25 protein-coding genes and 1 riboswitch are annotated in these 24,347 nt (G+C 73.1%); of the genes, 9 read left to right on the top strand and 16 right to left on the bottom strand.

What is annotated here, in order from left to right; genetic code table 11:
• The first annotated feature begins 39 nt into the window (after nucleotides 1–39).
• Both ACIA8R_RS15265 and ACIA8R_RS15260 read left to right on the top strand, forming a co-directional pair.
• Nucleotides 40–2,058 carry a hydantoinase/oxoprolinase family protein gene (locus ACIA8R_RS15265; protein WP_397038792.1) on the top strand — a complete coding sequence of 673 codons (2,019 nt, stop codon included), beginning with the start codon at nucleotides 40–42 and terminating at the stop codon, nucleotides 2,056–2,058.
• Nucleotides 2,055–3,740: a hydantoinase B/oxoprolinase family protein gene (locus tag ACIA8R_RS15260; protein ID WP_397038790.1), complete on the top strand. Its 1,686-nt coding sequence runs from the start codon at nucleotides 2,055–2,057 to the stop codon at nucleotides 3,738–3,740. Before ACIA8R_RS15265 ends, ACIA8R_RS15260 begins: the two co-directional genes overlap by 4 nt.
• On the opposite strand, the gene ACIA8R_RS15255 is transcribed toward ACIA8R_RS15260, so the two are convergent.
• From ACIA8R_RS15255 to ACIA8R_RS15215, 9 genes are all read right to left on the bottom strand, one after another.
• Entirely contained in the window at nucleotides 3,706–4,323 is a 618-nt protein-coding gene (locus ACIA8R_RS15255; RefSeq protein WP_397038788.1) for a Uma2 family endonuclease, read from the bottom strand. The genes ACIA8R_RS15260 and ACIA8R_RS15255 overlap by 35 nt on opposite strands.
• A 21-nt stretch (nucleotides 4,324–4,344) precedes the next feature.
• Nucleotides 4,345–4,983 (bottom strand): adenosylcobinamide amidohydrolase, encoded by a 639-nt coding sequence (locus tag ACIA8R_RS15250; RefSeq protein WP_397038786.1) that lies wholly within the window; start codon nucleotides 4,981–4,983, stop codon nucleotides 4,345–4,347.
• Nucleotides 4,980–5,756 carry an ABC transporter ATP-binding protein gene (locus tag ACIA8R_RS15245; protein WP_357700859.1) on the bottom strand — a complete coding sequence of 259 codons (777 nt, stop codon included), beginning with the start codon at nucleotides 5,754–5,756 and terminating at the stop codon, nucleotides 4,980–4,982. The genes ACIA8R_RS15250 and ACIA8R_RS15245 overlap by 4 nt, the downstream gene beginning before the upstream one ends.
• A complete protein-coding gene (locus ACIA8R_RS15240) occupies nucleotides 5,753–6,799 on the bottom strand; it encodes an iron ABC transporter permease (RefSeq protein ID WP_357700861.1) in 1,047 nt (348 codons plus the stop codon). The genes ACIA8R_RS15245 and ACIA8R_RS15240 overlap by 4 nt, the downstream gene beginning before the upstream one ends.
• 2 nt (nucleotides 6,800–6,801) lie before the next feature.
• Nucleotides 6,802–7,779 (bottom strand): ABC transporter substrate-binding protein, encoded by a 978-nt coding sequence (locus tag ACIA8R_RS15235; RefSeq protein ID WP_364093718.1) that lies wholly within the window; start codon nucleotides 7,777–7,779, stop codon nucleotides 6,802–6,804.
• Between the two features lie 71 nt (nucleotides 7,780–7,850).
• Nucleotides 7,851–7,958: riboswitch (cobalamin riboswitch) on the bottom strand.
• A 36-nt stretch (nucleotides 7,959–7,994) separates the two neighbouring features.
• Nucleotides 7,995–8,852, bottom strand: coding sequence for a Gfo/Idh/MocA family protein (locus ACIA8R_RS15230; protein ID WP_397038783.1), 858 nt, complete (start codon nucleotides 8,850–8,852; stop codon nucleotides 7,995–7,997).
• A gap of 83 nt (nucleotides 8,853–8,935) precedes the next feature.
• Nucleotides 8,936–10,129 (bottom strand): cytochrome P450, encoded by a 1,194-nt coding sequence (locus tag ACIA8R_RS15225; protein ID WP_364093711.1) that lies wholly within the window; start codon nucleotides 10,127–10,129, stop codon nucleotides 8,936–8,938.
• Entirely contained in the window at nucleotides 10,126–11,082 is a 957-nt protein-coding gene (locus tag ACIA8R_RS15220) for a phosphotriesterase-related protein (RefSeq protein WP_364093708.1), read from the bottom strand. The genes ACIA8R_RS15225 and ACIA8R_RS15220 overlap by 4 nt, the downstream gene beginning before the upstream one ends.
• On the bottom strand, nucleotides 11,067–11,834 hold the full coding sequence (locus ACIA8R_RS15215; protein ID WP_357700871.1) for a phytanoyl-CoA dioxygenase family protein: 768 nt from the start codon (nucleotides 11,832–11,834) through the stop codon (nucleotides 11,067–11,069). Before ACIA8R_RS15215 ends, ACIA8R_RS15220 begins: the two co-directional genes overlap by 16 nt.
• A gap of 59 nt (nucleotides 11,835–11,893) precedes the next feature.
• Here ACIA8R_RS15215 and ACIA8R_RS15210 point away from each other — a divergent pair, with 59 nt between their 5' ends.
• Both ACIA8R_RS15210 and ACIA8R_RS15205 read left to right on the top strand, forming a co-directional pair.
• Complete coding sequence (locus ACIA8R_RS15210) at nucleotides 11,894–12,820, top strand: TIGR03621 family F420-dependent LLM class oxidoreductase (protein WP_364093704.1); 927 nt, start codon at nucleotides 11,894–11,896, stop codon at nucleotides 12,818–12,820.
• A complete protein-coding gene (locus ACIA8R_RS15205) occupies nucleotides 12,813–13,397 on the top strand; it encodes a histidine phosphatase family protein (protein ID WP_357700875.1) in 585 nt (194 codons plus the stop codon). The genes ACIA8R_RS15210 and ACIA8R_RS15205 overlap by 8 nt, the downstream gene beginning before the upstream one ends.
• A 96-nt stretch (nucleotides 13,398–13,493) precedes the next feature.
• Here ACIA8R_RS15205 and ACIA8R_RS15200 read toward each other — a convergent pair whose 3' ends face one another.
• The 5 genes from ACIA8R_RS15200 to ACIA8R_RS15180 form a co-directional block, all read right to left on the bottom strand.
• Complete coding sequence (locus ACIA8R_RS15200; protein WP_397038779.1) at nucleotides 13,494–14,249, bottom strand: maleylpyruvate isomerase family mycothiol-dependent enzyme; 756 nt, start codon at nucleotides 14,247–14,249, stop codon at nucleotides 13,494–13,496.
• A gap of 20 nt (nucleotides 14,250–14,269) precedes the next feature.
• Nucleotides 14,270–15,028, bottom strand: a complete 759-nt coding sequence (locus ACIA8R_RS15195) for a hypothetical protein (protein WP_364093697.1) — start codon at nucleotides 15,026–15,028, stop codon at nucleotides 14,270–14,272.
• Between the two features lie 43 nt (nucleotides 15,029–15,071).
• Nucleotides 15,072–15,323 (bottom strand): hypothetical protein, encoded by a 252-nt coding sequence (locus ACIA8R_RS15190; RefSeq protein WP_357700881.1) that lies wholly within the window; start codon nucleotides 15,321–15,323, stop codon nucleotides 15,072–15,074.
• An 88-nt stretch (nucleotides 15,324–15,411) separates the two neighbouring features.
• Nucleotides 15,412–15,648, bottom strand: coding sequence for a DUF397 domain-containing protein (locus ACIA8R_RS15185; RefSeq protein WP_352323675.1), 237 nt, complete (start codon nucleotides 15,646–15,648; stop codon nucleotides 15,412–15,414).
• Nucleotides 15,649–16,470, bottom strand: a complete 822-nt coding sequence (locus ACIA8R_RS15180; RefSeq protein ID WP_352323686.1) for a helix-turn-helix transcriptional regulator — start codon at nucleotides 16,468–16,470, stop codon at nucleotides 15,649–15,651. It lies immediately after the preceding gene.
• A 232-nt stretch (nucleotides 16,471–16,702) separates the two neighbouring features.
• On the opposite strand from ACIA8R_RS15180, the gene ACIA8R_RS15175 reads away from it, so the two are divergent.
• Entirely contained in the window at nucleotides 16,703–17,197 is a 495-nt protein-coding gene (locus ACIA8R_RS15175; RefSeq protein WP_357700883.1) for an ATP-binding protein, read from the top strand.
• 77 nt (nucleotides 17,198–17,274) lie between these two features.
• Nucleotides 17,275–19,692 carry a helicase-associated domain-containing protein gene (locus ACIA8R_RS15170; protein ID WP_357700885.1) on the top strand — a complete coding sequence of 806 codons (2,418 nt, stop codon included), beginning with the start codon at nucleotides 17,275–17,277 and terminating at the stop codon, nucleotides 19,690–19,692.
• Here the strand turns inward: ACIA8R_RS15170 and ACIA8R_RS15165 are convergent.
• On the bottom strand, nucleotides 19,686–20,705 hold the full coding sequence (locus tag ACIA8R_RS15165; protein WP_397038776.1) for an ABC transporter substrate-binding protein: 1,020 nt from the start codon (nucleotides 20,703–20,705) through the stop codon (nucleotides 19,686–19,688). The two genes, ACIA8R_RS15170 and ACIA8R_RS15165, sit on opposite strands and share 7 nt — an antisense overlap.
• An 85-nt stretch (nucleotides 20,706–20,790) precedes the next feature.
• Between ACIA8R_RS15165 and ACIA8R_RS15160 the strand changes: the two genes are divergently transcribed.
• From ACIA8R_RS15160 to ACIA8R_RS15150, 3 genes are read left to right on the top strand one after another with little or no spacing between them, the layout of a single operon-like run.
• Nucleotides 20,791–21,864, top strand: coding sequence for a FecCD family ABC transporter permease (locus ACIA8R_RS15160; protein WP_397038774.1), 1,074 nt, complete (start codon nucleotides 20,791–20,793; stop codon nucleotides 21,862–21,864).
• The gene (locus ACIA8R_RS15155) at nucleotides 21,861–22,868 is read left to right on the top strand and encodes a FecCD family ABC transporter permease (protein ID WP_397038772.1); all 1,008 of its coding nucleotides are present in this window, start codon (nucleotides 21,861–21,863) and stop codon (nucleotides 22,866–22,868) included. The genes ACIA8R_RS15160 and ACIA8R_RS15155 overlap by 4 nt, the downstream gene beginning before the upstream one ends.
• Entirely contained in the window at nucleotides 22,868–23,677 is an 810-nt protein-coding gene (locus ACIA8R_RS15150) for an ABC transporter ATP-binding protein (RefSeq protein ID WP_397038770.1), read from the top strand. Before ACIA8R_RS15155 ends, ACIA8R_RS15150 begins: the two co-directional genes overlap by 1 nt.
• On the opposite strand, the gene ACIA8R_RS15145 is transcribed toward ACIA8R_RS15150, so the two are convergent.
• Nucleotides 23,674–24,312 (bottom strand): helix-turn-helix domain-containing protein, encoded by a 639-nt coding sequence (locus ACIA8R_RS15145; protein WP_364093676.1) that lies wholly within the window; start codon nucleotides 24,310–24,312, stop codon nucleotides 23,674–23,676. The genes ACIA8R_RS15150 and ACIA8R_RS15145 overlap by 4 nt on opposite strands.
• Nucleotides 24,313–24,347 lie beyond the last annotated feature (35 nt).

The raw sequence follows: 24,347 nt of genomic DNA, 5'->3' as shown, positions 1-24,347 counted from the left end.
ACATAGACAAGCGCTTGCTCGGGGACTTAACGTACCGGGATGGGGTTCGCGATCGGCGTCGATGTCGGCGGCACCTTCACTGACGTGGTCCTGAGCGGCCCCGGCGGCGTCACCGCGGTGGCCAAGTGTCTGAGCACCCACGACGACCCCATCGCGGGCATACTCACCGGCGTTACTCGCGCGCTCGGGTCCGTGGACCCCGCCCAGGTCACCCGGGTCGTGCACGCCACCACGCTGGCGACCAACGCCGTGCTCGAACGCACGGGCGCGCGGGTGGCGTTCGTGACCACCCGGGGCTTCCGCGCCGCCGTCCCGCTCGGCCGCTACGCCCGCGTCGAGGAGGACCGGTACGACCTGCGCTTCACCCCGCCCCCTCCCCCGGTCGCGCCCGGCGATTGCTTCGAGGTGGACGAGCGCGTCTCGGCCCGCGGTGCCGTCCTGGAGCCCCTGGACCCCGCGTCGGTACGGCGGGCCGCGGCGGAGATCACCCGGCGCGGCATCACCTCGGCGGCCGTCTGCCTGCTGCACTCCTACGCCGAGCCCGCCCACGAACGGCGGGCCGCGTCGATCCTGCGCGAGCACGTGCCGCACGTGGTGGCCTCCTGCGAGATCTGGCCCGAGATCCGCGAGTACGAGCGTGCCACCACCACCATCATGTCCGCCTACATCGGCCCGCTGATGACCTCCTACCTGTCGCGCCTGCGCGAGCGCCTGGCCGCGATCGGGATCAGCGCGCCCGTCCACGTCATGGAGTCCGGCGGCGGGGTGGTCTCGGCCGAGCTGGCCGCCCGGCGCGCGGTGTCCACCATCGAGTCGGGCCCGGCCGCCGGGGTGCTGGCGGCCGCCGGGACCGGGCTGCCGGACGTGATCTCGTTCGACATGGGCGGCACGACGGCCAAGGCGTGCGCGGTGCGCGGAGGGCGTCCGGAGATCACGCACGAGTTCCACGTGGGCGGCAAGGGCAGCTTCGGCGGGCGGCGGGCGGGCACCGGCGTGCCGATCAAGACGCCGGCCATCGACCTGGCCGAGGTCGGCGCGGGCGGCGGCAGCCTCGCGTGGCTGGACCCGGCGGGCGCGCTGCGCGTCGGGCCGCGGTCGGCCGGTTCCTCCCCCGGGCCCGCCTGCTACGGGCTCGGCGGCGGCGAGCCGACGGTCACCGACGCCGACCTCGTGCTCGGCTACCTCTCCTCCGCCTCGATCCCGCTCTCGGCGTCCCTCGCGGCCAAGGCCCTGGACCGGCTGGCCGGGCCGCTCGGCGTGTCGCGGGAGGAGGCGGCGCACGCCGTGCACGAGATCGTGAACGCCTCGATGGCCGCCGCCGTGCACGTGGTGACGGTGCAGCGCGGGATCGACCCGCGGGGGTTCGCGCTGGTGGCGTTCGGGGGCGCGGGACCGATGCACGCGGCCGGGGTGGCGCGGCGGTTCGGGATCGCGACGGTGGTGGTGCCCGCCCACTGCGGGGTGGCCTCGGCGGCCGGGCTGCTGTCGGGGGCGCTGTCGACGGACCGGGTGCTGTCGCGCCTGGACGCCGGCGACCCGGAGCGGATCTTCGCCGACCTGGCCGCCGACGCCGCCGCCGACCTGGGCCTCGCGGAGGTGCGGGTGACGCGGTCGGTGGACGTGCGGTTCAAGGGGCAGTCGCACGACCTGACCGTGGACTGGTCGGAGTCGCGGGAGAAGCTGGCGGCGCGATTCTTCGCGAAATATGCGCAGGTGTATGGGATTGTCCAGCAGGAGGAGATCGAGCTGGTCAGCTACCGCGTCCGCGTCACCGACGCCGCCACGCCCGCCACGCCCGCCACGCCCGCCACGCCCGCCACGCCTGCCACGCCCGCCGCACCTGGGTCTGATGGGGACGCGGAGGGCCGCAGGAGGGCGTACTTCCCCGAGGCCGGGGGGTGGGTCGACGTTCCCGTGCACACCCGCCGGACCCTGGACCGGGTGCGCGGCCCGGCGATCGTGGAGGACGCCGGATCCACGATCGTGGTCCCGCCCGGCTGGCTGGCCTCGTACGAGGTGTCGGGCGCCGTGCGCCTGACCCTGGAGGGCGCCGCGTGAACGACGCCCTGACCGCCGAGGTGCTGAGGAACGCGCTGGTCGTGGCGGCCGAGGAGGCCAGCATCGTGGTGGTGCGGTCGGCGTACTCGACGTTCATCGTGGAGGGGTCCGACGCCTCGGCGGCGATCCTGGACGCCGGCGGACGGCTGGTCGCGCAGTCCATGGCGACCACGCTGATGAACAGCATGGCCCTGAAGGTCGCCCTGCCCGAGCTGCTGAAGGACATCCCGCCGCACACCATGCGGCCCGGCGAGGCGTACGCGCTCAACGACGCCTACCGGGGCGGCGTGCACACCAACGACCTGCTGGTCTACCGGCCGGTGTTCGCCGGGGGCGCACCGGCCTACTTCACCGCCACCATGATCCACGTCTCCGACCTGGGCGGGCTGTCGGCCGGCGGCATGGCCCCGCTGGCCACCGACATCTTCCTCGAAGGGCTCCAGCTCCCGCCGGTCCGCCTGGCCACCCGGGACGGACTCGAACCCGCCGTGGAGGCCGTCCTGCGGGCCAACAGCCGCACGCCCGACAAGGTCATGGGCGACGTCCGGGCCCTGGTCGCCGGGACGGCGGTGGCCGCCTCCCGCGTGGAGGCCCTGCTGGCCGAGTACGGAGAGGAGGGCCTGGCCGCGGGCGTCGCGGACTACCTGGACCACACCGAGACCCGGACCCGCGCCGCGCTGGCGGAGCTGCCCCGGGGGCGGTTCGAGGCGTCGTACCCGATCGACGACGACGGGATGCGGCCGGGGGTGGCGCACCACGTACGGGTCGCCGTCACGCTCGGGGGCGAGGCGGCCGTCCTCGACTTCACCGGCACCGGGCCGCAGGTGCCCGCCGCCATCAACGCCTCGGCGTCGCAGTCGCTGGCGGCGGCCGTCTTCGCGGTGCGCTGCTTCCTGGACCCGACGATCCCGATGAACGACGGCTGCCTGCGCGCGATCGAGGTCGTGCTGCCGGAGGGCTCCCTGCTCAACGCCCGCTCCCCGTACCCCTGCGGCGGCCGGTACGTCCCCATCTACGCCGCCATGGAGGCCGTGTTCCAGGCGATGTCGGACGCGATGCCGGACCGCGCGATCGCGGCCAGCGGGATCCTCCAGCCGTTCTCGATCGCCGCGGTGGGGGCGCCGTACTGGATCCACCTGTCCTACGACTTCGGCGGGGTGGGCGCCCGGCAGGGGCTGGACGGGCCCGACGCGACGGGCGTGCACTTCGGCATCGGCCGCAACTCGATACCGCAGGCCGAGCCGGTGGAGAGCCGCTGCCCGCTGGTCGTGGAGTCGGTCGGGACGATCGCCGACTCCGGCGGCCCCGGCCGCTTCCGGGGCGGGCTCGGCTCGCGTACCGTCTACCGCTTCCTGGCCGACTGCCACGTCACCACCCGCGGCGACCGCCTCCGCCTCCCGCCCCCGGGCCGGGACGGCGGCCTGCCCGGCAGGGTGGGCGGCTTCCACAAGCGCCACCTGGACGGGCGGCTGGAACGCCTGGCCTCGAAGGTCAACAACGTGCGGTTCGCGGCGGGCGAGGCGTTCGTCGTGGAGACCACGGGCGGCGGCGGCCTCGGCCCCCCGTCGGAAAGGGACCCGGCGGCGATCCGGGCCGACCTGGAATCAGGCCACATCACCCCCGAAGGCGCCGCGAAGGACTACGGCTTCAGTGGTCGACCAGTTCCTCGGGATCGAAGCTGACCGGGCAGGGTGACGACAGCCTCACCATCGAGCCGGCCTTGTGGGCGACGGGTTCACGATAGGAGTCGCCGTCGAGCTCATACACGTAGAGCGAAGGCCCCTCGTCGAGTTCGATACGCCAATAGGCGGGGATTCCCGCAGCGGCGTAGGCGGCCGCCTTGTTTCCCCGGTCATGAGTCTTGGTGCTCGGACTGACCACCTCAACGGCCAGCAGGACGTCGGCGGCCTCGAAGACGAGCTTGACGTTTCTGGCCTTGTCCCTGGGGACGACGGCCAGATCCGGGATGAAGAGGTCTCTCTGCGAGGCGCGGACGTTGACGGTTGAGTACACCTTCAGCTGCGGCGGCAGGTCGCGGTGCAGAATCGTCTGAAGCAGGAAGATCGCATCCTGGTGCGGGGGGGTGGGGGCAGGACTCACTACCAGACTCCCGTTGAAGAGCTCGTAGCGGTTCCCGTCGTCGGGGAACCTGAGCAGGTCGTCGACTGTGAACGGCGGTGCGCCGGGAAGAACGGTGCGCCTCGTAGTCGGTTCGATCGCCAATGCGGTCACCCACTCAGTATCGGGAGTCACGCCCTTGTCCACATGCTACTTCCCCCGAAATGGTCACCTGTAGTCACCAGGCCGCCACGACTCGGCGCCGCGGCGGACGGCGGTGTGGACGGCGCGGGCCGCGCGGGCGCCCCACTCCGAGCGGGGGCCGCCGAACACCTGCTCCGGCCCGTCCTGCGGGACGACCACGCAGACGGCGTCCGAGGCGGTGCCCGTGCAGGGGTAGCCGGCCTCGATCAGCGCCTGGGTCTTGGCCTCGGTGACCGTCATGACCAGGTTCACCAGGGCGGCGTCGGTCATGGCGACGGGCAGGACGGTCACGATGTTGACGGTCCCCGCCCGCATGGGGGCGAGTTCGGGGTCGGCGGTGCCCTCGGGGGCTGCGGCCCAGGTGGGGACGCGAAGCCCGACGGTGGCCACGGCCTCCGCTCCCCCGTCGGCGGCCCGTACGTACCGGTCGACGGAGGCGGCGGTCAGCATGCCGACACCGGGGCCGGGCGGGCCCAGCTCGACCAGGTGGTCGACCGGGTCCATCCGCGCGTAACCGGCCACGACCTGGGCGTTCAGCACCCATTCGCGGGGGCCGATGCCGCCGCCCAGCATGGCCGAGGAGATCATGCGGAAGCCGGGCCCGAACTCCCACAGCAGGGACCCCAGCCGGGTGCCCTCCTCCACGCGATAGGTCAGCTTCACGTTCCCCCTCGTACCAGGTGGACCACGGGCCGGCCGTCCGGGCCCGGCTCGATCTTGACACGGGCCTCGAAGTGCCGTCCGATCAGCGCCTCGGTGAGCACCTGGTCGGGGCGGCCGGCGGCGGCGGCGCGGCCGTCGGCCAGCAGCATCAGGGAGTCGGCGTACAGGCCGGCGACGGTCAGGTCGTGCAGGGTGGTGACGACGGTCAGGCCGTCGGCGCGCCGCAGGCGGTCGACCAGCTCCAGCACCTGCTGCTGGTGGCCGAGGTCGAGCGCGGTGGTGGGCTCGTCGAGCAGCAGCACGGGGGCCTGCTGGGCCAGCGCCCTGGCCAGCACGACGCGCTGGCGCTCGCCGCCGGACAGCTCGCCGACGCGGCGTCCGGCGAAGGAGGTCAGGTCCAGCCGGTCCAGCACGGACGCGGTCACGTCACGGTCGTGCCCGCTCTCCCGTCCCAGGTAGGGGATGTACGGCGTGCGCCCCAGCAGGGCGTAGTCGAAGACCGTCATGTCGGGCGGCAGGGCGGGCGTCTGCGGGGCGTAGGCCAGCAGCCTGGCGCGCTCGCGGGGCTTGAGCGCGGCGAGCGGGCGCTCGTCGAGCACGACCTCGCCGCGGTGCGGGACGATCGCGCCCATGACGGTCTTGAGCAGCGTGGACTTGCCCGCGCCGTTGGGCCCGATGATCGCCAGCCATTCGCCGCGCCGGACGTGCGCGTCCACGCCGGTCAGCACGTCGCGCTCGCCCAGGCGCACCGACAGGGCCGATACGCCGATCACGTGGCCACCCGCCTGGTCATGCGCAGGACGCCGACGAAGAACGGCGCCCCGACGAACATCGTGACGACCCCGATGGGCAGCTCGGCCGGCGCGATCACGGTACGGGCGATGAGGTCGGCCGCCACGAGGAAGGCCGCGCCGCCGATGAGCGACAGCGGCAGCACGATCCGGTACGACCCGCCCGCCAGCCGCCGAACGACGTGCGGCACGACCACGCCGACGAACCCGATGAGCCCGCTGACCGCGACGGCCGACGCGGTGGCCAGGGAGGCGGCCACGAGGACGGTCAGGCGTACCCGGCCGGCCCGTACGCCGAGGCTGCCGGCCTCCTCGTCGCCGACGCTGAGCACGTCCAGCATCCTGCCGTGCAGCAGGAGCAGGACGGAGGAGACCGCGGCGTACGGCAGGACCAGCAGGAGCTGGTCCCATCCGCCGCCGACGTCGCCGAGGATCCAGGAGTAGATGCGCTCCAGCTCCTCGACCTTGAGCTGCTGGACGAACGTCTGGATCGCGGTCAGGAACGACGTGACCGCGACCCCGGCCAGCACCAGGGTCGCGGTGCCGCCGCCGGGGCCGCCGGAGCGGCCGGCGGCGTTGCCCAGCGTGTACGCCAGGAACACCCCGCCCACCGCCCCCGCGAAGGCGGCGACCGGGATGCTCGCGCCGGCGCCGGGCAGCAGCACGATGGCCAGCGTCGTGGCCAGCCCGGCGCCGGAGGCGGCCCCCAGCAGGTACGGGTCGGCCAGCGGGTTGCGGAACACGCCCTGGTACCCGGCGCCGGCCATGGCCAGCAGGCCGCCCACGACCGCGGCGACGAGCACCCTGGGCAGGCGCAGCTCGTACAGCAGGCCCTGCTCGACCGGCGCGAGGCCCGAGTCGGCCGAGACGAACGGCAGCCAGTCCACCACCTGGAGGACCACCTGCCACGGCGAGATGTCCGCCGCGCCGCCGAGCAGCCCGGCGACCATCGTGAGGGCCAGCACGACCAGGGCGCCCGCCACCCACACAGGCCGCGCCCTGGACGGCTGCGCCTTGCCTGTCACCGTCAGCCCGTGCCGCCGGCCTTGGCCACGGCCGCGCCGATCGCCTCGGCCAGGTCCACGACGCGCGGGCCCCAGCGGGAGGCGAGGTCGTCGTCGAGCTGGATCACCTGGTCGTTCTTGACGGCCGACAGGTTCTTCCAGCCGGGCCGCTTGGCCAGCGTCTCCTTGCTCTGCTGGCAGCACTTGACGTCGGCCAGGAAGATCAGCGCGGGATCGGCCTGGGCGACGAACTCGGCCGACAGCTTGGGGTAGCCGCCCGCCGCGTCCGGGGCCTGGTCGGCGATGTTGGTCAGGCCGAACATGGCGTAGACCTGGCCGATGAACGTCCCGGACGTGGCGGCGTACGGCGTCTGGTCGAGCTCGTGGTAGTAGGTGAGCTTCTTGTCCTTGGGGGCGTCGGCGGCCAGTTTGTCCATGGCGGTCTTCATGCCGGTGACGACCTCGTCGGCCTTGGCCTTGTTGCCGGTGGCCGCGCCGATCTCGGCGATCTCCTCGTACGCCTCCTCCAGCTTGGTCGCGGCCGGTTCGAGCAGGACGGGGACGTTCACCTTGGCCAGCTCGGCGACGATCTTGTCCTGGTCGTTGGACAGGATCACCAGGTCGGGCTTCTTGGCGATGATGGCCTCGACGTTCGGCTTGAAACCGGACAGGTCGCTCTTGGGGGCCTCGGGCGGGTAGTTCGACTGGTCGTCCACCGCGACGACCTGGGGGCCGGCGCCGACCGCGAACAGCGTCTCGGTGTGGGTGGCCGAGAGCGAGACGATGCGTTCGGGCTTCTTGGCGAGGGTGACCTTGCCGTTGCCCGCCTCGACGGTGACCGGGAAGTCCCCGGTGCTCGCCGCCGCGGTCGCGGCAGGGGGGGCGGTGGGGGAATCGGTGGGGGAATTCGAGGGGGCGACATTGGCGCCGGTCTGGCCACATCCGGCCAGGACGAGCGTTCCCAGCAGCGCGCCCGCGAAGGCCGTGCGTACGGGCCTCACGAGTAGTCCTTTCACACTGTCGGAACCGAGAGACCCGCGATGAGCGACGGATCACCCTTTTCCACGAGGGTTGATGACGTCGGCGCAGAGGCAGGCGACCTGGCTATGACAGTTGCGGGACAGCGCCGGATTCGCACCGGACTTCGCTGCAGCACTGCGCGTCGGACAAACGTTATCAATGCCGCAGATGTCCTCGGCGTCAAGGGTGCGCGGACTCAGCGGGCGAGCTGCTCCTCCGCCGCGGCGATGATCTCCTGGAGCCGCAGGCCGTGCGCCGCGTCGAGCGGGTGGCCGCCGCCGCGCCGGACGGTCTGGGCGAACTCCTCCGCCACGGTCTCGAAGGGGTCCTCGTCGCCGGGCAGCAGGACGGCGTTGCCGGTCCTGCCGTACACCTCGACGGTCGAGGGCGGCAGGTCGCCGACGGCCGCCATGCACAGGGACGCCTCGCTGACCGCGCCGCCCTCGTGCTCCAGCAGCAGGCCGGTCCAGCCGAGCGGGTTGCCGTGCGCGCGCACGCCGACGACCCGGCCGAGCGCGGCGTCGAGCAGGTCGATCACGTGCGGGCCCACGTCCAGCAGGGCGCCGCGCTCCAGCCGCCACGGGGTGGCGAACGGGTTGTCGCCGAGCAGCGCGCCGGAGATGTTGGCGGCGTGCCCGCCGAACGGCCGGATCTCGGCGCAGCGGGCCAGGAACGTGCGCGTCGGGGTCGCGTAACGCATGGTGAGCATCATCTGCGAGGGCACGCCCGTCTCCGCCACGGCCTCGGCCACGCGCATGGCGCCCTCGACCGAGTCGGCCAGCGGCTTCTCCAGCAGCAGCGCCTTGCCCGCGTGGGCGGCGCGGACGGCCAGCTCGGCCTGCACGCCGGGCGGCACGCAGAACGCCACGGCCTCGCAGGCGTCGAACAGCTCCTCGACGCGCTCGAACACGGGGGCGCCGAGCCTGGCGGCCTGGTCGGGGCGGCGGGCCCAGACGCCGGCGAGCCGGGTGTGCGGGCCTCTGGCCAGCATCGGCGCGTGCGCCATCTCCGCCCAGGGCCCCGCCCCGATCAACCCGACCGCGACCGGCTCCATCCATCCCCCTAAGTCCGCTTTCTCCCGACCTTAGATCCCTTTCCTCGCTTCCCTCCCACCGGCCCCCTGCGGCCGGACCCGGGTCACCACTCCACCTCCAGCGCGCTCAGCCCGCGGCCCACCAGCGACCTGCGGTGGACGACGGGCGCGTCCGGGGCGAGCCGCAGGCCGGGCAGGCGGCGCCCGAGGACGTCGAGCGCGGTGCGCAGCTGGAGGCGGCCGAGCGCCGCCCCGACGCAGAAGTGGATGCCGTACCCGAAGACCAGGTGGTCGGCGGCGTTGGGGCGGTCGATCACGAACCGTTCGGGGTCGGGGAAGACGGTCTCGTCGTGCCCGGCGGAGTCGGTGGACAGCAGGACCAGCGAGCCCGCCGGGATCGTCACACCGTGCAGCGCGACGTCCTGGACGGTGTGGCGGAACGAGCCCAGCGAGGCGCCGTCGATCCGCATGCACTCCTCGACCGCCCCCGGGATCAGCGCCGGGGGCACCGGCCAGGCGTCCTCGCGCAGCAGCCGCAGGACGCTGTTGCCGAGCTGGTTCGGGACGGTGTCGTTGCCGCCGAGCAGGATCGTGGAGATCAGCTCGACGACCTCCCGGTGGGACAGCTCGTCGCCGATCAGCGAGGTCATCAGGGACGTGAAGTCGTCCCGGGGGTCCTTGGCACGGGCGGCCACCAGGCGGTCGACGTAGTCGAGGTAGGCCAGGAAGCTGTCGGCCAGCTCCAGCTGGCGGGCGGGCGGCTGCGGCGACAGGAACAGCATGAACCAGTCCTTGACGTGCGCCTGCACGAACGCCTCGTCGGCCTCGGGCACGCCGATGAACCGGGCGGTCAGCTTGATCGACGGCTCGTGGCCGATCTCGCCGACGAAGTCGGCCCGGCCCCGGGGGGCGACCCGGTCGAGGACGTCCTCGTTCAGCCGCCGGAAGCGCTCCTCCATGGCGGCGACGGCGCGCGGCGTGAAGGCCCGGGAGACCGAGCGGCGCAGGCGGGTGTGGTCGGGCGGGTCCACGTTGGCCACGAAGCTGGACAGGAACGAGCCGTGCTCGCCCAGCTTGGCGCGGGTCCGCGGGGTGAGGCTGCGGGAGATCGTCAGCGACCCCTCGGAGGAGAAGCGGGCCGGGTCGCCGTACGCGGCGCGCACGTCGGCGTGGCGGGTCAGCACGTACGCGCCCAGGTGCTCGCTGCGGAACACCGGCTGTCCGGCGCGCAGGCGGCGCAGGAAGTCGTACGGCGCGGCGACGTGCCAGTCGGAGGCGACGTCGAAGTCCTCGGTCATCGCAGGATCCTCCGGGGGTTGTCGACGAGCATCTGGTGGAGCTGGTCGCCGGTGACGCCGCGTGTGCGCAGTTCGGGCACGACGTCGCGGGAGATGTGCAGGAGGTGGTAGTTCGGGTGGCGCCGCCGTACGACGTCGGGGTCGAACCGGTCGTTGAAGCAGTACGAGTCATGACCCAGCACCATCCGTCCGGCGTGGCCGCGTTCGCACATCGCCGCCACCACCGCCACCCGGTCCTCGAACGGGCTGATCGTCTCGATGCCGAACCGGTCCATGCCCAGGTAGGAGCCGCCCGCCACCAGTTCCTCCAGGTACGCCAGGTCCGTCGAGTCGCCCGCGTGCCCGATCACCACCCGTTCCAGGTCCACGCCGAGCGAGCCGAGCAGCCGCTGCTGTTCCAGCCCGCCCCTGGAGGCGCTGTGCGAGTGCGTGGTGATCGGCGCGCCGGTGGCCAGGTGGGCCTCGGCCACGGCCCGGAACACCCGCTCGCAGCCCTTGGTCATCCCGAGGTGGTCGGAGGCGCACTTGAGCATGGCCGCCTTGACCCCGGTCCGCCCGATCCCCTCCTCGATGTCGCGGACGAAGAACTCGGCCAGCCGGTCCGGGCCGCCGAACAACGACCCGGGCCCCCGGTTCCCGAAGTACGGGGGCAGCGCGTCGTAGGTGTAGAGCCCGGTGGCGGCCACGATGTTGACCTCGGTCAGCTCGGCCACCCGCTGGACGGCCGGGACGTACCGGCCGAGCCCGACGACGGTCAGGTCGACGATCGTGTCGACGCCCTCGGCCTTGAGCGCGTCGAGCTTGGCCGCCGCCTCACGGGCGCGTTTCTCCAGGTCCCAGCCCTCGGGGACGTCCGGCCAGTTCCACAGGATCTCCGGGCTGAGCCCGAACACGTGCTCGTGCATGAGCGTCGCCCCGAGGTCGGCGACCGGCCCTCTCACGGTCTCAGGCACGGGAACCTCTCGTGCTCGAAGGGCCGGTTGACCTCCAGGCCGAGCCCGTCGGTCTGCCGGTACGGCAGCCCGGTGTAGAGGGCGTCGGCGTCGAAGTAGGTGACGGTGAACGACAGGCGGGCGGCGTCGCGGCGGTTGGCGGGCGCGCCGTGCACGGTGAGCGCGTGGTGCACGGTGGCGTCCCCGGCCCTGAGGTCGAGCGGCGGCGACAGCTCCAGCTCGCCGATCCAGGGATGCTGGCTGAGCTGGTCGTCCCCGGCGCGGGTGAAGCTGCGCCCGAGCAGGCCGCAGCGGTGTGAGCCGCTGTAGAAGCGCAGCGATCCCATGTCGGCGGGCACGTCGGCCAGCGCCAGCCACACGGTCAGCATGGCCGAGCGGTCCATGGGCATCCACGGGAAGTCCTGGTGGAACTCGGTGGCGCCGTGCTCGCCCGGCTCCTTGACCAGCAGGTTGGTGACCTGGACGCGCACGGCCCGCACGCCGCCGAGCAGCCGTACGGCGTTGCGTCCCATGGCGGGGCTGGTGCTCAGCGCGCCGAACAGCTCGTCCTCGGCGGCGACGTCGCGCGACTGGCCGAAGGCCCGGTCGACCGGGGTGTCCCCGGCCCTGCTGCGGCCCCGCAGGCGTTCGCGGGCCCGTTCGCGCAGGTCGGCGACCGTGCCGGGGTCGACCAGCCGGTCCAGGCGGACCCAGCCGTGCGCGCCGAAGAACGCCACCTCGTCGTCCGTCGCCTGGCGTACCGGGATCTCCATGGCCACCAGTGTGCCATTCCAAGCAAGCGCTTGTTAAGATCCGGCGCGAGGAGGTTGCCGTGCGACGGTTCAGGTTCGGCGCGGTGCTGCGCGAGGCGCGGTCCGGCAAGGCGTGGGCAGAGAAGGCCAGGCGGCTGGAGGCGTCCGGCTTCGACGTGCTGCTGGTCCCCGACCATCTGGTCGGCCCCCGGTTCGCGCCCGTCGCGGCGCTGACGGCGGCGGCCTGCGCCACCACCCGGCTGCGCGTCGGCACGCTGGTGTTCGCCAACGACTTCCGGCACCCGGCCGTGCTGGCCAAGGAGGCCGCCACCCTCGACGTGCTCTCCGGCGGACGGCTGGAGCTGGGCCTCGGCACCGGCTGGATGGCCGGCGAGTACGCGGGCGCCGGGCTGCGGCTGGACCCGCCCGGCGTCCGCCTCGACCGGCTGCGCGAGGCCCTGGAGGTGATCAAGGGGCTGTGGGCCGGCGGTCCGCTGACCTACGAGGGCGAGCACTACCGGCTGACCGGGCTGGAGCAGGCGCCCACGCCGATGCAGCGCCCCCACCCGCCGATCCTGCTGGGCGGCGGCGGCCCCCGCATGCTGCGCCTGGCCGCCGAGCACGCCGACATCGTCAACCTCGGCACCCGCGTCAAGCCGGACGGCACCGGCCCCGACCCGCGCGACGCGGGCCTGGAGGCGTTCCTCGCCAAGCTGGCGCTGCTGCGCCGCGGCCCCCGTCACCACCTGCTGGAGGTCGGCACCAGCGTGATGCAGGTGGGCGAGCGCAAGCCGGAGGAGTCGTGGAGCGCCGCCGACAGCTCCGGGCTCGGCGAGACGCCGCAGGTGCTGCTCGGCACCCGCCGCGACATCGTGGACAAGCTCCGCCACTGGCGCGACGAGCACGGCGTGTCCTACTTCGTGCTGCACCACGAGCGCGACCTGCCCGCCTTCACCCCCATCGTCGAGGAGCTGGCGGGCCTGCCGGATGATGGACCACATGGATGAGATGTTGTTGCTGAGGCACGGAGCCACCGAATGGAGCACGGTCGGCAAGCACACCGGCCGTACCGACCTGCCCTTGACGCCTGACGGGGAGGCCCAGGCCAGGGCGCTGGCGCCGCTGGTCAAGGAGGGCACGTTCGGGCTGGCGCTGGTCTCCCCCGCGCAGCGGGCCCGCCGTACGGCGGAGCTGGCCGGTTTGACGGACTACGAGGTCGACCCCGACCTGTGGGAGTGGGACTACGGCGGCTACGAGGGCATCACCTCGGTGGAGATCAGGAAGACCCGGCCGGGTTGGTACCTGTGGCGTGACGGCGTGATCCCCGGCGACGCCGAGCATCCGGGCGAGAGCGCCGCCGAGGTGGCCGCGCGCGCCGACCGGGTGATCGAGCGGGCCCGGCGGGCCGAGGGGCGGGTCGTGCTGGTGGCGCACGGCCATTTCCTGCGCGTGCTGGCCGCCCGCTGGCTCGGCCTCGACGCGGCGGACGGCCGGCTGCTGAGGCTCGACACCGGCACCTACTCCCGGCTCGGCTTCGAGCACTCCGAGCCGGTGCTGCTGAGCTGGAACTCCCCGGCCGCCTGACGGCCCGCCCCATCGGTCGCGGCTCGAAGTCGCCTGTCGCCTGACGGCCCGTCCCGTCGGTCGCGGCTCGAAGTCGCCGGTCGTCCGGCGGACCCGTCAGTCGCAGCCGAGGGTGGCGGCGGCGTGGATCAGCGCGCGGGCGAGGCCGGGGTCGCCCTCCACGGCGCAGGTGAAGGCGTCCGGGGGCCGGCGGCCGGCCACGAGCCGGCAGAAGTCCACCGCGTCCGCCGACACGAGCGCCGCGACCCGGCCGGGGGCGCGCGAGAGCGGGACGGTCCACGTGCCGCCCCCGGGGCCGGTCAGCACGACGGTGACCCGGACGTCGCGGCGCGGCCCGTTCAGCGCCCGCGGCAGCAGCGCCAGGCCGAACCCGGCGGCCAGGCGCACGTGCCCGTCGCGCGGCGGCACGGGCGGGCGGCCGGTCGCGGCCCTGATGTCGTCGGCGTGCGTCCAGGTCTCGAACGTGCGCTGGATCAGGGCCTGGCGCAGCGGCGCGCGGGCCGGACGCACCCCCGCCAGCCCCACCTCGACCCCGAGCAGCACCTCCCCCGCCACCGAGAGGCGTTCGACCAGCGACCCGGCCTGCTCCCGCCAGCGCCGGTGGTCCCCGGACGCGCCCGGCAGGCCCATGACGAACGCCACGGCGCCGTCGTTGGCGGCCAGATGGCCGACCAGGTCGCGGACCGTCCCGTGCCGGGCGATCGGCGCGTCCCACTGGGCCGGGCTCAGCCCGGCGAGCAGGTCGCCCATGAGCGCCACCTGCTCGGCGTACGGCACCGCCACGGACGCGACGGCCGGGCACGCGGCGAGGTGGTCCCCCTCGCCCGCGCCGTAGAGGTACGGGTCCGTCATGGCTGCCTCCGCGGCCGACGTTAACCCGGCCGCGGCCCCCGCGCCAGGCGGCTGCCGGGAAACGGCGCGAGCAGGGTCTCGCGCCAGGGGCCTTCGAGGTAGCCGCGGGCCCGCCTGCCCCAGTCGAGCAGCCGGGGATCGGGCCGGACCTCGTCGTCGAGCCCGAGGGCCGCGTCGCGGGCCCGCTGGGCGGCCAGGTGGTCGTCCAGGGAGACGGCCCACATGGTGACGGCCTCGGTGTCGCAGAACAGCACCTCGTACAGGCCGGTCAGGGTGTGGCCGTGCTCGGCCAGCAGCGGGGCGCGCTCGGTGCGGACGGCCTCCAGGTAGTCCAGCGCGGCGCCGGGGCGTACCCGGGCGCTCTCGAACAGGTAGAACTCGGCGGCGGGGGCCTCGCCGAGCGGCGGGCAGCCGGGGGCGGCGCCGAGCGGCCTGGAGAAGGCGGAGAAGCGCAGGTCGTCGATGTCGGACAGGAACAGGCGCTCGTCCACGCCCTGGTAGATGTTCATCATCTGGCGCCAGCCGCCGTCCCACCCGCCGTGGCAGTCCCACAGCGTGACGGCCTTGAACTGGGGGTGCCCGGTGATGCCCACGGCGTAGAAGGCGCCGACGAGGTCGATCTCGCGCGACCTGATGGACATGCCGGAGGTCAGGGCGGGCTCGGCGCGGCTCTCGTCCTCGCGTTTGTAGCGGGTCAGCCAGGTCAGGTACTCCAGCGGACGCCGGGAGTTCATCGGCCGGAAGTCGACCTCTTCGAGCAGGTGGATCGCGCGTCGCACCACGCCTCCTCTACCAAGCATTTGCTTGGCACGAGAATAGCGATCAGGTCAGCGCCTGGGAAGGCTGCGGCCCCCTGCCGGTCAGCCACTCCAGCACCCGGCGGTGCCCGGAGGCGGCGTCCTCGAAGTGCCCCCAGTGCCAGTAGCGCGGCTGGTCGCGCAGCCCGGTCACCCAGGTGCGGTAGGAGATGGAGGCGCCCGCGGGCGCCACGCCGTACGTGCGGACCACGACCTTGCCGCCCGGCGCGAACAGCACGTCGTCGGCGATCGGGTAGAGATTCATCCGGTCGAGCATGTCCGCCATCCTGACCGGCGGAAGGTCCAGGCCGGTTACGCCACCGGCGCGCCCCCGTTACGGGAGCGCGCCGGAGGTGAACAGGCTGTTACACGAGGAGGCCGTCGAACTCGCCGTCCTTCGCGCCGAGCACCAGGGCCCGGATCTCGTCGCGGGTATAGATGAGAGCAGGACCGTCGGGGAAGCGCGAGTTGCGGACCGCGATCCCTCCGTCGGGAAGCTCCGCGAGCTCCACGCAGTTGCCCTGCGAGTTGCTGTAGCGGCTCTTGCGCCAGGCGACCTGGGTGAGGTCGGCCGCGGGCATGCCGTTGTAGGTGTGGTTCATCTACATCTTTCTGAGAAGACCGCCGATGAGCTCGACGGTGCCCCCTGGCGTGGTGCTTTCCACGCACAGTTGCTCCATGGCGGTGAGGTACGGGTCGATGTCCTCACGTTTGTCCAGGTACAGGGCACCCCAGAGCTGCTCGACGTAGACAACGTCCGACAGGTCGGACTCGGGAAACCGCAAGATGCTGAACGCGCCCCCCTCGGCGGCGTGCTTGCCGAACCTGAAGGGCATCACCTGGAGGGTGATGTTGGGAAGGGCGGCGACTTCCAGCAGATGCTGGAGCTGCTCGGACATGACCTCTCGCCCGCCGATGGTCCGTTTGAGCGCCGCCTCGTCGATGACGGCCCACAGCTTGGGGCCGTCCTTCTGGGTGAAGCGCTCCTGGCGCTGCATGCGCATGTGCACGCGGCGCTCGATCTTGTCCGGACTGGCATCGGGGTTGCCGAGCTGGAAGACCGATCGCGCGTACGAGGCCGTCTGCAGCAGGCCGGGCACGAACTGCACCTCATAGGTGCGGATCACGCTCGCGGCCTCCTCCAGGCCCACGTACGTCGTGAACCACGAGGGCAGCTCGGCGGAGTACTTGTGCCACCACCCGGGGGTGTTGGCCTCGCGGACCATCTCCAGCAGGGCACGGCGTTCGGCATCGTCGACGACGCCGTACAGGGTGAGCAGGTCTTCCACGTCACGTGTCTTGAACCCGACACGCCCGAGCTCCATGCGGCTGATCTTGGACTCGGACGCCCGGATGTGGAATCCGGCCTGGCCGCGGTCGAGCCCAGAGGCCTCGCGCAGGCGCCTGAGGCTCGCACCCAGCATGATGCGCCGAACGGTCGAACCGGAGCCGGGCGGATCAATGGACACGTGCTGCTCCTTGTGTCGTTTCCTTGAAGACACAGTCTGTCACTTAGCGGCCGAAAGATCATGGGCCGCGGACAAGATCCCCTTTCCCCCATATTGACCACTTGGGGAGAACCGTAGCGCCTGCACGAGTTGTCTGCACGTGCATTCGCTCTTGCACCTGCACGAGAGATTGGCGCAGAATGATCACGTGCAATCCACCACGGCGCCCGGCCAGTGGACCACGTTCGACTGGTGGCCGCCCGTCGGCTGGTGGCCGGAGGCGGCTCGCGATCTCCTGGTGACCGGCCCGTCCGCGAGCGCCACGTACGTGCTCCCCCCCACCGCCTCCTCGGTCCATTCCGCGCGCAGCTTCACCATGGGGACGTTGTCCGGCTGGGGGCTCGGCGAGCTGGTCGAGAACATGGAGCTGGTGGTCTCCGAACTCGCGACCAACGCCCTGCGTCACGGCCTGCGCCTCGACGAGCCCCGCTGCCAGCGCCCGGTCCACATGTCCCTGGTGCGCCGCGGCGGACTCGTCACCAGCGCGTTCACCGATCCCGGCACCTCGGTGCCCGTGCTGCGATACCCTGGCCCCCTTGACACCGGCGGCCTGGGTCTCCACATCGTCGAATCGCTCAGCCTCCGCTGGGGGTGGTCGGCACTCGCGCCCCACGGCAAGATCGTCTGGGCAGTCCTCTCCTGACGGAGGGGTGCTCTGCACTACCGTGGATGGTCATGGCTCACGGTGAGTCCCACGCGACCCCATGAGAGTGCTGACAGATGGAAGATCACCTGCTCGGCTGGCTGCGAACACTAGACGAAAACAGGCTTGCCCGCATCCTGGCCAACAGGCCCGACGCCATCGCGCCGCCCTGGCCCCGCCGGCTCGACACGCTGGCCCAGCGCCTGGGCAACGGCTTCGCCGTCATGGAGGCCATGCGGGGGCTGCCGCTACCCGCCCTGCAACTGGCCGAGGCGGGCCTGACCATGAGCCGGCCGACGCCCGAGGGGCTGGCCGCCTTCCTCGGCGTCCCGGGTGAGACCGTGACCCCCTGGCTCGACCATCTGCATGACCACGCGCTGGCCTGGCCCGACCCCGACGGCGTGATCCATCTGGCCGAGGGCGTCGCGCGCTGGTGGGCGGCGCCGCTCGGCCTGGGCGAGCCGCTGGAGCACTACCTCAACTCCTGGACGATCAGCAACGACGCCCTGCGCGCCCTGGCCCGCGTGCTCGGCCTGCCCGCCCAAGGCAACAAGCGGCGCACGATCGCCCGCGTCATCGAGCTGCTGTCCGACCCCGGCCGCCTCGACCGGCTGGCGGCCACCGCCCCCGACGGCACGCTCGCCCTGCTCGGCCGCCTGGCCTGGGACGGCCCCGCCCGCGACGTCGACGGCGGCCGGTTCGTCGTCCCCGGCACGCCGGAGAAGTGGTGCGCCGACCACGGCCTGCTGTTCCGCCCGAGCTGGCACGTCGCCGAGATCCCCCGCGAGGTGGCGCTGTGCGTGCGCGGCCCCGGCTACCACCCGCCGTTCCAGCCCGAGGCGCCCGAGGTGGCCTCGATCCCGGTCGACCCCGAGGAGGTCGACCACCTGATGACGCTGGCCGCGCCGCACGTGGTGGAGCGGTGCGCGGCCCTGCTGGACAACACCTCCAAGAACCCGCTGCCGCTGCTCAAGACCGGCGGCGTGGGCGTGCGCGAGGTGCGCAGGGTGGCCAAGGAGACCGGCTGCGACGAGGACGAGACCCGCCTGCTGCTGGAGGTCTGCGCGGTGGCCAGGCTGCTGGCCTGGGACGAGCAGTCGGGCGGCATGATCCCCACCGACCGGTTCGACCGCTGGCGCCTCGACGAGGGCTCGGCCCGGCTGCGCGTGCTGCTGTCGGCGTGGTGGCGGATGGAACGGTCGTCCCTGCGCAAGGTCGACGGCAAGTACGCCACCGTGCTCGGCGACGACCCCTCGGGCAGCGCGGTGGCCAGGGTGCGCCGGGCCGTGCTGGCGGCGCTGGCCCACCTGCCCGCCGGCACCGCCTTCGCCGACCGCGACAGCCTCGTGCGCAACGTCCACTGGCACGCCCCGCTGCTCGACCAGGCGCTGCTGGCCGAGTGCGCGCCGGCCGTCCTCGACGAGGCCACGCTGCTCGGCCTGCTGGCCAACGGCGCACTCACCGACCTCGGCCGCGCCCTGGCCGGGCTTACCGCGGACCCCGGCGACGAGAACGACGACGCCGTCCCGCAGGTCGAGCACGATCCCGTGCTGGCCGAGGCGTCCACCAGGGCGCTGGCCAGCGTGCGCAGGAGCGCGTTGTTCGGCCCCGACCTCACCGCGGTGGTGACCGGGCCGCCGTCGGCCGAGCTGGCGGCGCTGCTCGACCGGGTGGCCGAGCGCGAGTCGCGCGGCGCGGCCTCGGTGTGGCGCTTCACCACCGAGAGCGTGCGCGGCGCGCTCGACCACGGCTACGACGCCGACGAGCTGCTCGACGAGCTGGCCGCGGTCGGCACGATCCCGCAGCCCCTTGAGTACCTGGTGCGCGACACCGCGCGCCGGCACGGCGAGGTGACGGTCTCCACGGTCGGCTGCGTCGTGCAGGCCGGCGACACCGGGCTGCTCGCCGAGATCGCCGGGCACCGGCGGCTGGCCCGGCTGGGCCTGCGGCTGCTGGCCCCCACGGTGCTGATCAGCGCCGCCCCGGCCGACCGCACGCTGGCCGCCCTGCGCGAGAACGGCTACTCCCCCGTCCCCGTCTCCGACACCGGCGAGATCACCATCCACCGGGCCAGGGCCGAGGAGCCGCACAACGGCAAGCTGATCCTGCTGCCCGGCGGGCAGGTGGCCGAGCTGTCGGAGTTCGCGGCCGGCTCCGGCGCGCAGCCGACGTACGTGATCGCCGAGCCGGCCCCCGACCCGCACGAGCACGCCCGCCGCCTGGTCGCGGCCGGCCGGGAGGACTCCGACAAGCACGGCCGCACCTGGGCGGTCATCGGCCGGATGGCCAACAGGCTGCCGACCGCCCAGCAGTCGCTGCTCGGCTTCGTCGTCGACCGCGGGGTCCGGGCGGGCATCACGCTGACCGACGGCCTGACGGCCACCATCAGCCACGGCGAGCTGCGCGCGGGGACGCTCGACGCCTGGTGCGAAGAGGCGGGCGACTACCTGGAGTTCCCCCTCGCCGAGATCGTCGAGGTGCGCGGAGCCTACTGAAGCTTCTCGGCCTTCTTCAGGTTCGACACCAGCTCCTCCAGGAACGCCGCGTAGCCCTGGTAGCTGAAGGGCGCCTCGGCGCGCCACGGGTAGTACTGGCCGGCCTTGACCGCCGGGAGCCTGGCGAAGGTGGGCTTCTTCAGCATCTCCTCGGGCTTGAGCGACTGGGTGCGGGTGTCGTAGAGGATCACGTCGGCGTCGTAGGTGTCGGCGTTCTCCCAGCTCAGGGTCTGGAAGAAGCCGCCGTCGTCGACCTTCGAGGGCTTGACGACGTTCAGGCCGTTCTCGGTGAGATGCACGATGTCGGGGTACTCGGGCGGGTTGACCACCCACATGGCGTCGGCGCCGCCGGACATCATGAGGATCTTGAGGTCCTTGAAGGCGGCCAGTTCCCTGGTCGCGGCCTCCATGCGGGCCTTGGCCTCGGGCACGCCCTGGAGGTCGGCGCCCAGCGACCTGGCCAGCTCCTCGTACTTGCCGATCACCTGGGTGGCGCTGCGGCCGGTGAGCATGACGCCGGCGGTGGGGGCGACCTGCTCGATGGTCTCCTTCGACTTCTCCGGCACGTACCAGAGGGTGCCCTTGACGTACATGCTGCTGACCAGCAGGTCGGGCTGGAGGGAGATGTACTTCTCGACGTTGAACTCGTCCCAGACGTTGCCCAGGCCCTCGACCTTGGTGATGTCGACATTGCCGACCTGCGGGTCGCTCGATCCGTCGGCCAGCTTGTGCGGGCCGAAGACGGCGACCGGGCGCACGCCGAAGTCCCACAGCGCGGCGGCCGCGCCCACCTGGGCCACCACCCGGGAGGGGCGCTCGGGCAGGTCCAGCTTCTTGTCGCGGTCGTCGGTGAACGTCCAGCTCCGCGCGGCCGTGCCGGAGGGCGCGGCCGACGCGGACGCGCCGCCGCCCGCCGCCTCGGTGCCGCCGCCGCAGGCCGACAGTGTCAGGGCCGCCGCGAGCCCTGCCGTGGCGGCCAGGAAGCCCCTGCGCGCGAGTACCGGTCCCGACATGTCCATCTCCTAAGGTTAGGCTTGCCTTCATGCCGAGGCATTAGATTAGCCTTACCTAAGTTTGACCGCGACGAGAGGGGGTCGGGTGCGCCCGGCAGAGGACACCGCTGAGCCCGCCACCGGGCGACCGGCCGTGACCGGGGGAGGCCCGCGACTCCACCGGCCCGCCACCGTGCTGGTGACCGGCCTGGTCGTGACCGCGGGGGTGCTGGCACTGGTGGCCGCGGCGAGCGTGGCGCTCGGGGCACGGTCGATGCCGCTCTCAACGGTGATCGACGCGCTGTTCGCCCCGGACGGCTCCAGCGACCACGTCGTCATCCGCGAGCTGCGCATCCCCCGAACGCTCCTTGGCGTCGGCGTCGGCGCGACGCTGGGCCTGGCGGGGGCGCTCATCCAGAGCCTGACCCGCAACCCGCTGGCCGACCCCGGGCTGCTCGGCATCAACGAGGGCGCCGCGCTCGGCGTCACGCTCGCGCTCGGCCTGTTCGGCCTGTCCGACCCCGCCGTCTACGTCTGGTTCGCCTTCGGCGGCGCCGCGGTGGCCTCCGTCGTCGTCTACGCGCTGGCCTCGGCCGGCCGCTCCGGCGCCGGCCCGGTACGCCTGGCGCTGGCCGGCGTCGCGCTCGGCATGGTGTTCACGGCGGTGGCCTCGGCGATCCTGCGCATGGACGCGCAGACCTTCGACCGCATGCGGTTCTGGCTGACCGGCTCGCTGGCCGGGCAGAGCGCGGACACGCTGGTGCGGCTGGCGCCGTTCATGGTCGCGGGGCTGGCGCTCGGGCTGACGCTGGCCAGGCCGCTCAACATGCTCTCGCTCGGCGACGACGCCGGGCGCTCGCTGGGCGTCGCCGTCGGCAGGACGCGGGTGCTCACCGGCGTGGCCGTCACGCTGCTGTGCGGGGCCGCGACCGCCGCCGCCGGGCCGCTGTGGTTCGTCGGGCTGGTCGTGCCGCACGCCGTGCGCGCGCTGGTGGGCGGCGACCAGCGGTGGGTGCTGCCGTACTCGGCGCTGGCCGCGCCGGTGCTGCTGCTGGGCGCCGACGTCGTCGGACGGCTGATCGCGCGTCCGGGAGAGGTGCAGGTGGGCATCGTGTGGGCGGTGATCGGCGCGCCGATCTTCATCCTGCTGGCCAGGCGCAGGCGGGTGGCGGCGCTGTGACCGTACGAGTCGGCCCGTGGTCCGTACGGCTCGCGCCCCGGTCCCTGCTCGTCTGCGCCGCCCTCGTGGCGATCGGCTGCGGGGTGGCCGTGGCGGCGATCGCGACCGGCGAGTTCACCGTCTCCGTGCCCGATGTCCTGGACGCCCTGTTCGGCCAGGGCACGCCGGTCGCCGAGCTGATCGTGAGCAAGCTGCGGGCCCCGCGCGTGGTCACCGGGCTGCTGGTCGGGGCGGCGTTCGGGGCGGGCGGCGCGATCTTCCAGAGCCTGACCAAGAACCCGCTGGGCAGCCCCGACTTCATCGGTTTCAGCGCCGGCGCCTCGACGGGCGGCATCGTCGCCGTCATCGCGGGCGGGTCGGCCATGACGATCGCGGGCGGCGCGCTGGCCGGGTGCGTGGTCACCGCCGTCCTGGTCTACGCGCTGGCGTTCCGGCGCGGCGTGCAGGGCTACCGGCTGGTGCTGGTCGGCATCGGCGCCAACACGCTGCTGCTGGCGGTCAACAACTACCTGCTGACCAGGGCCAACATCAACGACGCGGCCACCGCGGGCGCGTGGCTGACCGGCAGCCTCAGCGGGCGCGGCTGGGACCACGCGATCCCGGTCGCGGTGGCGCTGGCCGTCCTGCTACCGGTGTGCGCGCTGGTGGCGCGGCCGATGCGGATGATCGAGATGGGCGACGACGCGGCCAAGGCCATGGGCGTCAAGGTCGAGGCCGTACGGGCCGTGGCCGTCACCGCCGGGGTGCTGCTGACCGGCGTGGCCACCGCGGCGGCCGGGCCCGTCGTCTTCGTCGCGCTGGCCGCGCCGCAGATCGCCCGCCGCCTGACCCGCTCCCCCGGGGTCACCATGGGCGCGTCGGCGCTCATGGGGGCCGTGCTGCTGACCGCCTCCGACCTGGTCGCCCAGCGGCTGCTCGCCCCGACCCAGCTTCCGGTCGGGGTGGTCACCGCCGCGGTCGGCGGCACGTACCTCGCCCTGCTCCTGCGGAAGGACCACCACTGATGGACGCCCCTCGCCTCTCGGGCACCGACCTCACCCTCGCCTACGACCAGCGCGTCGTGGCCGCCGACCTCAGCGTGGCGATCCCGGACGAGTCCTTCACGGTGATCATCGGCCCGAACGCGTGCGGCAAGTCCACCCTGCTGCGCGCGCTGGCCAGGATGCTCAGGCCCAGGAAGGGCGCCGTGCACCTCGACGGCAGCGTGATCACCTCGCTGCCGTCGAAGGAGGTGGCGCGGCGGCTGGGCCTGCTGCCGCAGAGCTCGATCGTGCCCGACGGGATCAGCGTGGCCGACCTGGTGGCCCGCGGGCGGTACCCGCACCAGCGGCTCATGCGGCAGTGGTCGCGGGCCGACGAGGCGGCCGTGACCGAGGCCATGCGCGCGACCGACGTCGCCGAGCTGGCCGACCGGATCGTGGACGAGCTGTCCGGCGGGCAGCGGCAGCGGGTGTGGCTGGCCATGGCACTGGCCCAGGAGACGCCGATCCTGCTGCTGGACGAGCCCACCACGTTCCTGGACATCTCCCACCAGATCGAGGTGCTCGACCTCTGCGCCGACCTGCACGAGGCCGGCCGGACCATGGTGGCCGTGCTGCACGACCTCAACCAGGCGTGCCGGTACGCCACCCACCTGATCGTCATGCGGGCCGGCGAGGTCGTGGCCGAGGGCGTGCCGGCCGAGATCGTCACGTCCGAGCTGGTCCGCCGGGTGTTCGACCTGCGGTGCGAGATCATCCAGGACCCGCAGACGGGGACGCCGATGATCGTCCCCGAGGCGCGGCGGCGCGTGACCGCCCCCGCGCTGGGCTAGACCGGCCGCGCGAGGGCGTCGGCCAGGGCGGTGACGCCCGCGACGGCGCGCTCGCGGCCGTACTCCTCGCGCAGCACCCCGGCCGCCTCCGCGCCCATCGCGGCCAGCAGGGTGTGGGCGAGCACGTCGGCGTCGGCGCCCGGACGGGCCTCGGCCAGCAGGATCGCACAATGACGATGCCAGAAGCGGTAGGCGCCGATGCGGTAGCGGGCGCCGGGGCTGGCCGTCTCGGACATGCGTACCAGGTCGAGGTGGGCGTAGAGGTAGTCGAGGTAGGCGGCTGTGAAGGCGGTCAGGCGCTCGGCGGCGGGCGCGCCGGGGCCGACGGGCGGCGGCCCGGACAGCACGCGCTGCTGCAGGTCGCGTTCGCGGGCGTCCAGCAGCGCCACCGCCAGCCCCGACTTGTCGCCGAACCTGCGGAACAGCGTGCCCTTGCCGACGCCCGCCTCGGCGGCGACCGCGTCCATCGACACGGCCTCCACGCCCTTCTCGGCGAACAGCCGCGCGGCGGCGGCCAGCACCTTCTCCCTGTTGCGCGCCGCGTCCGCGCGTTCCCTGACCGGTTTGCCGGTCAGCAGCTCCAGCGGCTCGCTTGACGAACCGGACTGCGGTCCGTTAACTTTCTGGCCATCCACACATCCGGACTTTAGTCCATTTCTCTTGGAGGCCA

It is taken from the genome of Nonomuraea sp. NPDC051191 (genome assembly GCF_044455665.1).
Classification (GTDB): Bacteria; Actinomycetota; Actinomycetes; order Streptosporangiales; family Streptosporangiaceae; genus Nonomuraea.
The sequence above is the reverse complement of the archived record's forward strand: the minus strand, read 5'-3'. Positions and strand labels throughout refer to the sequence as shown.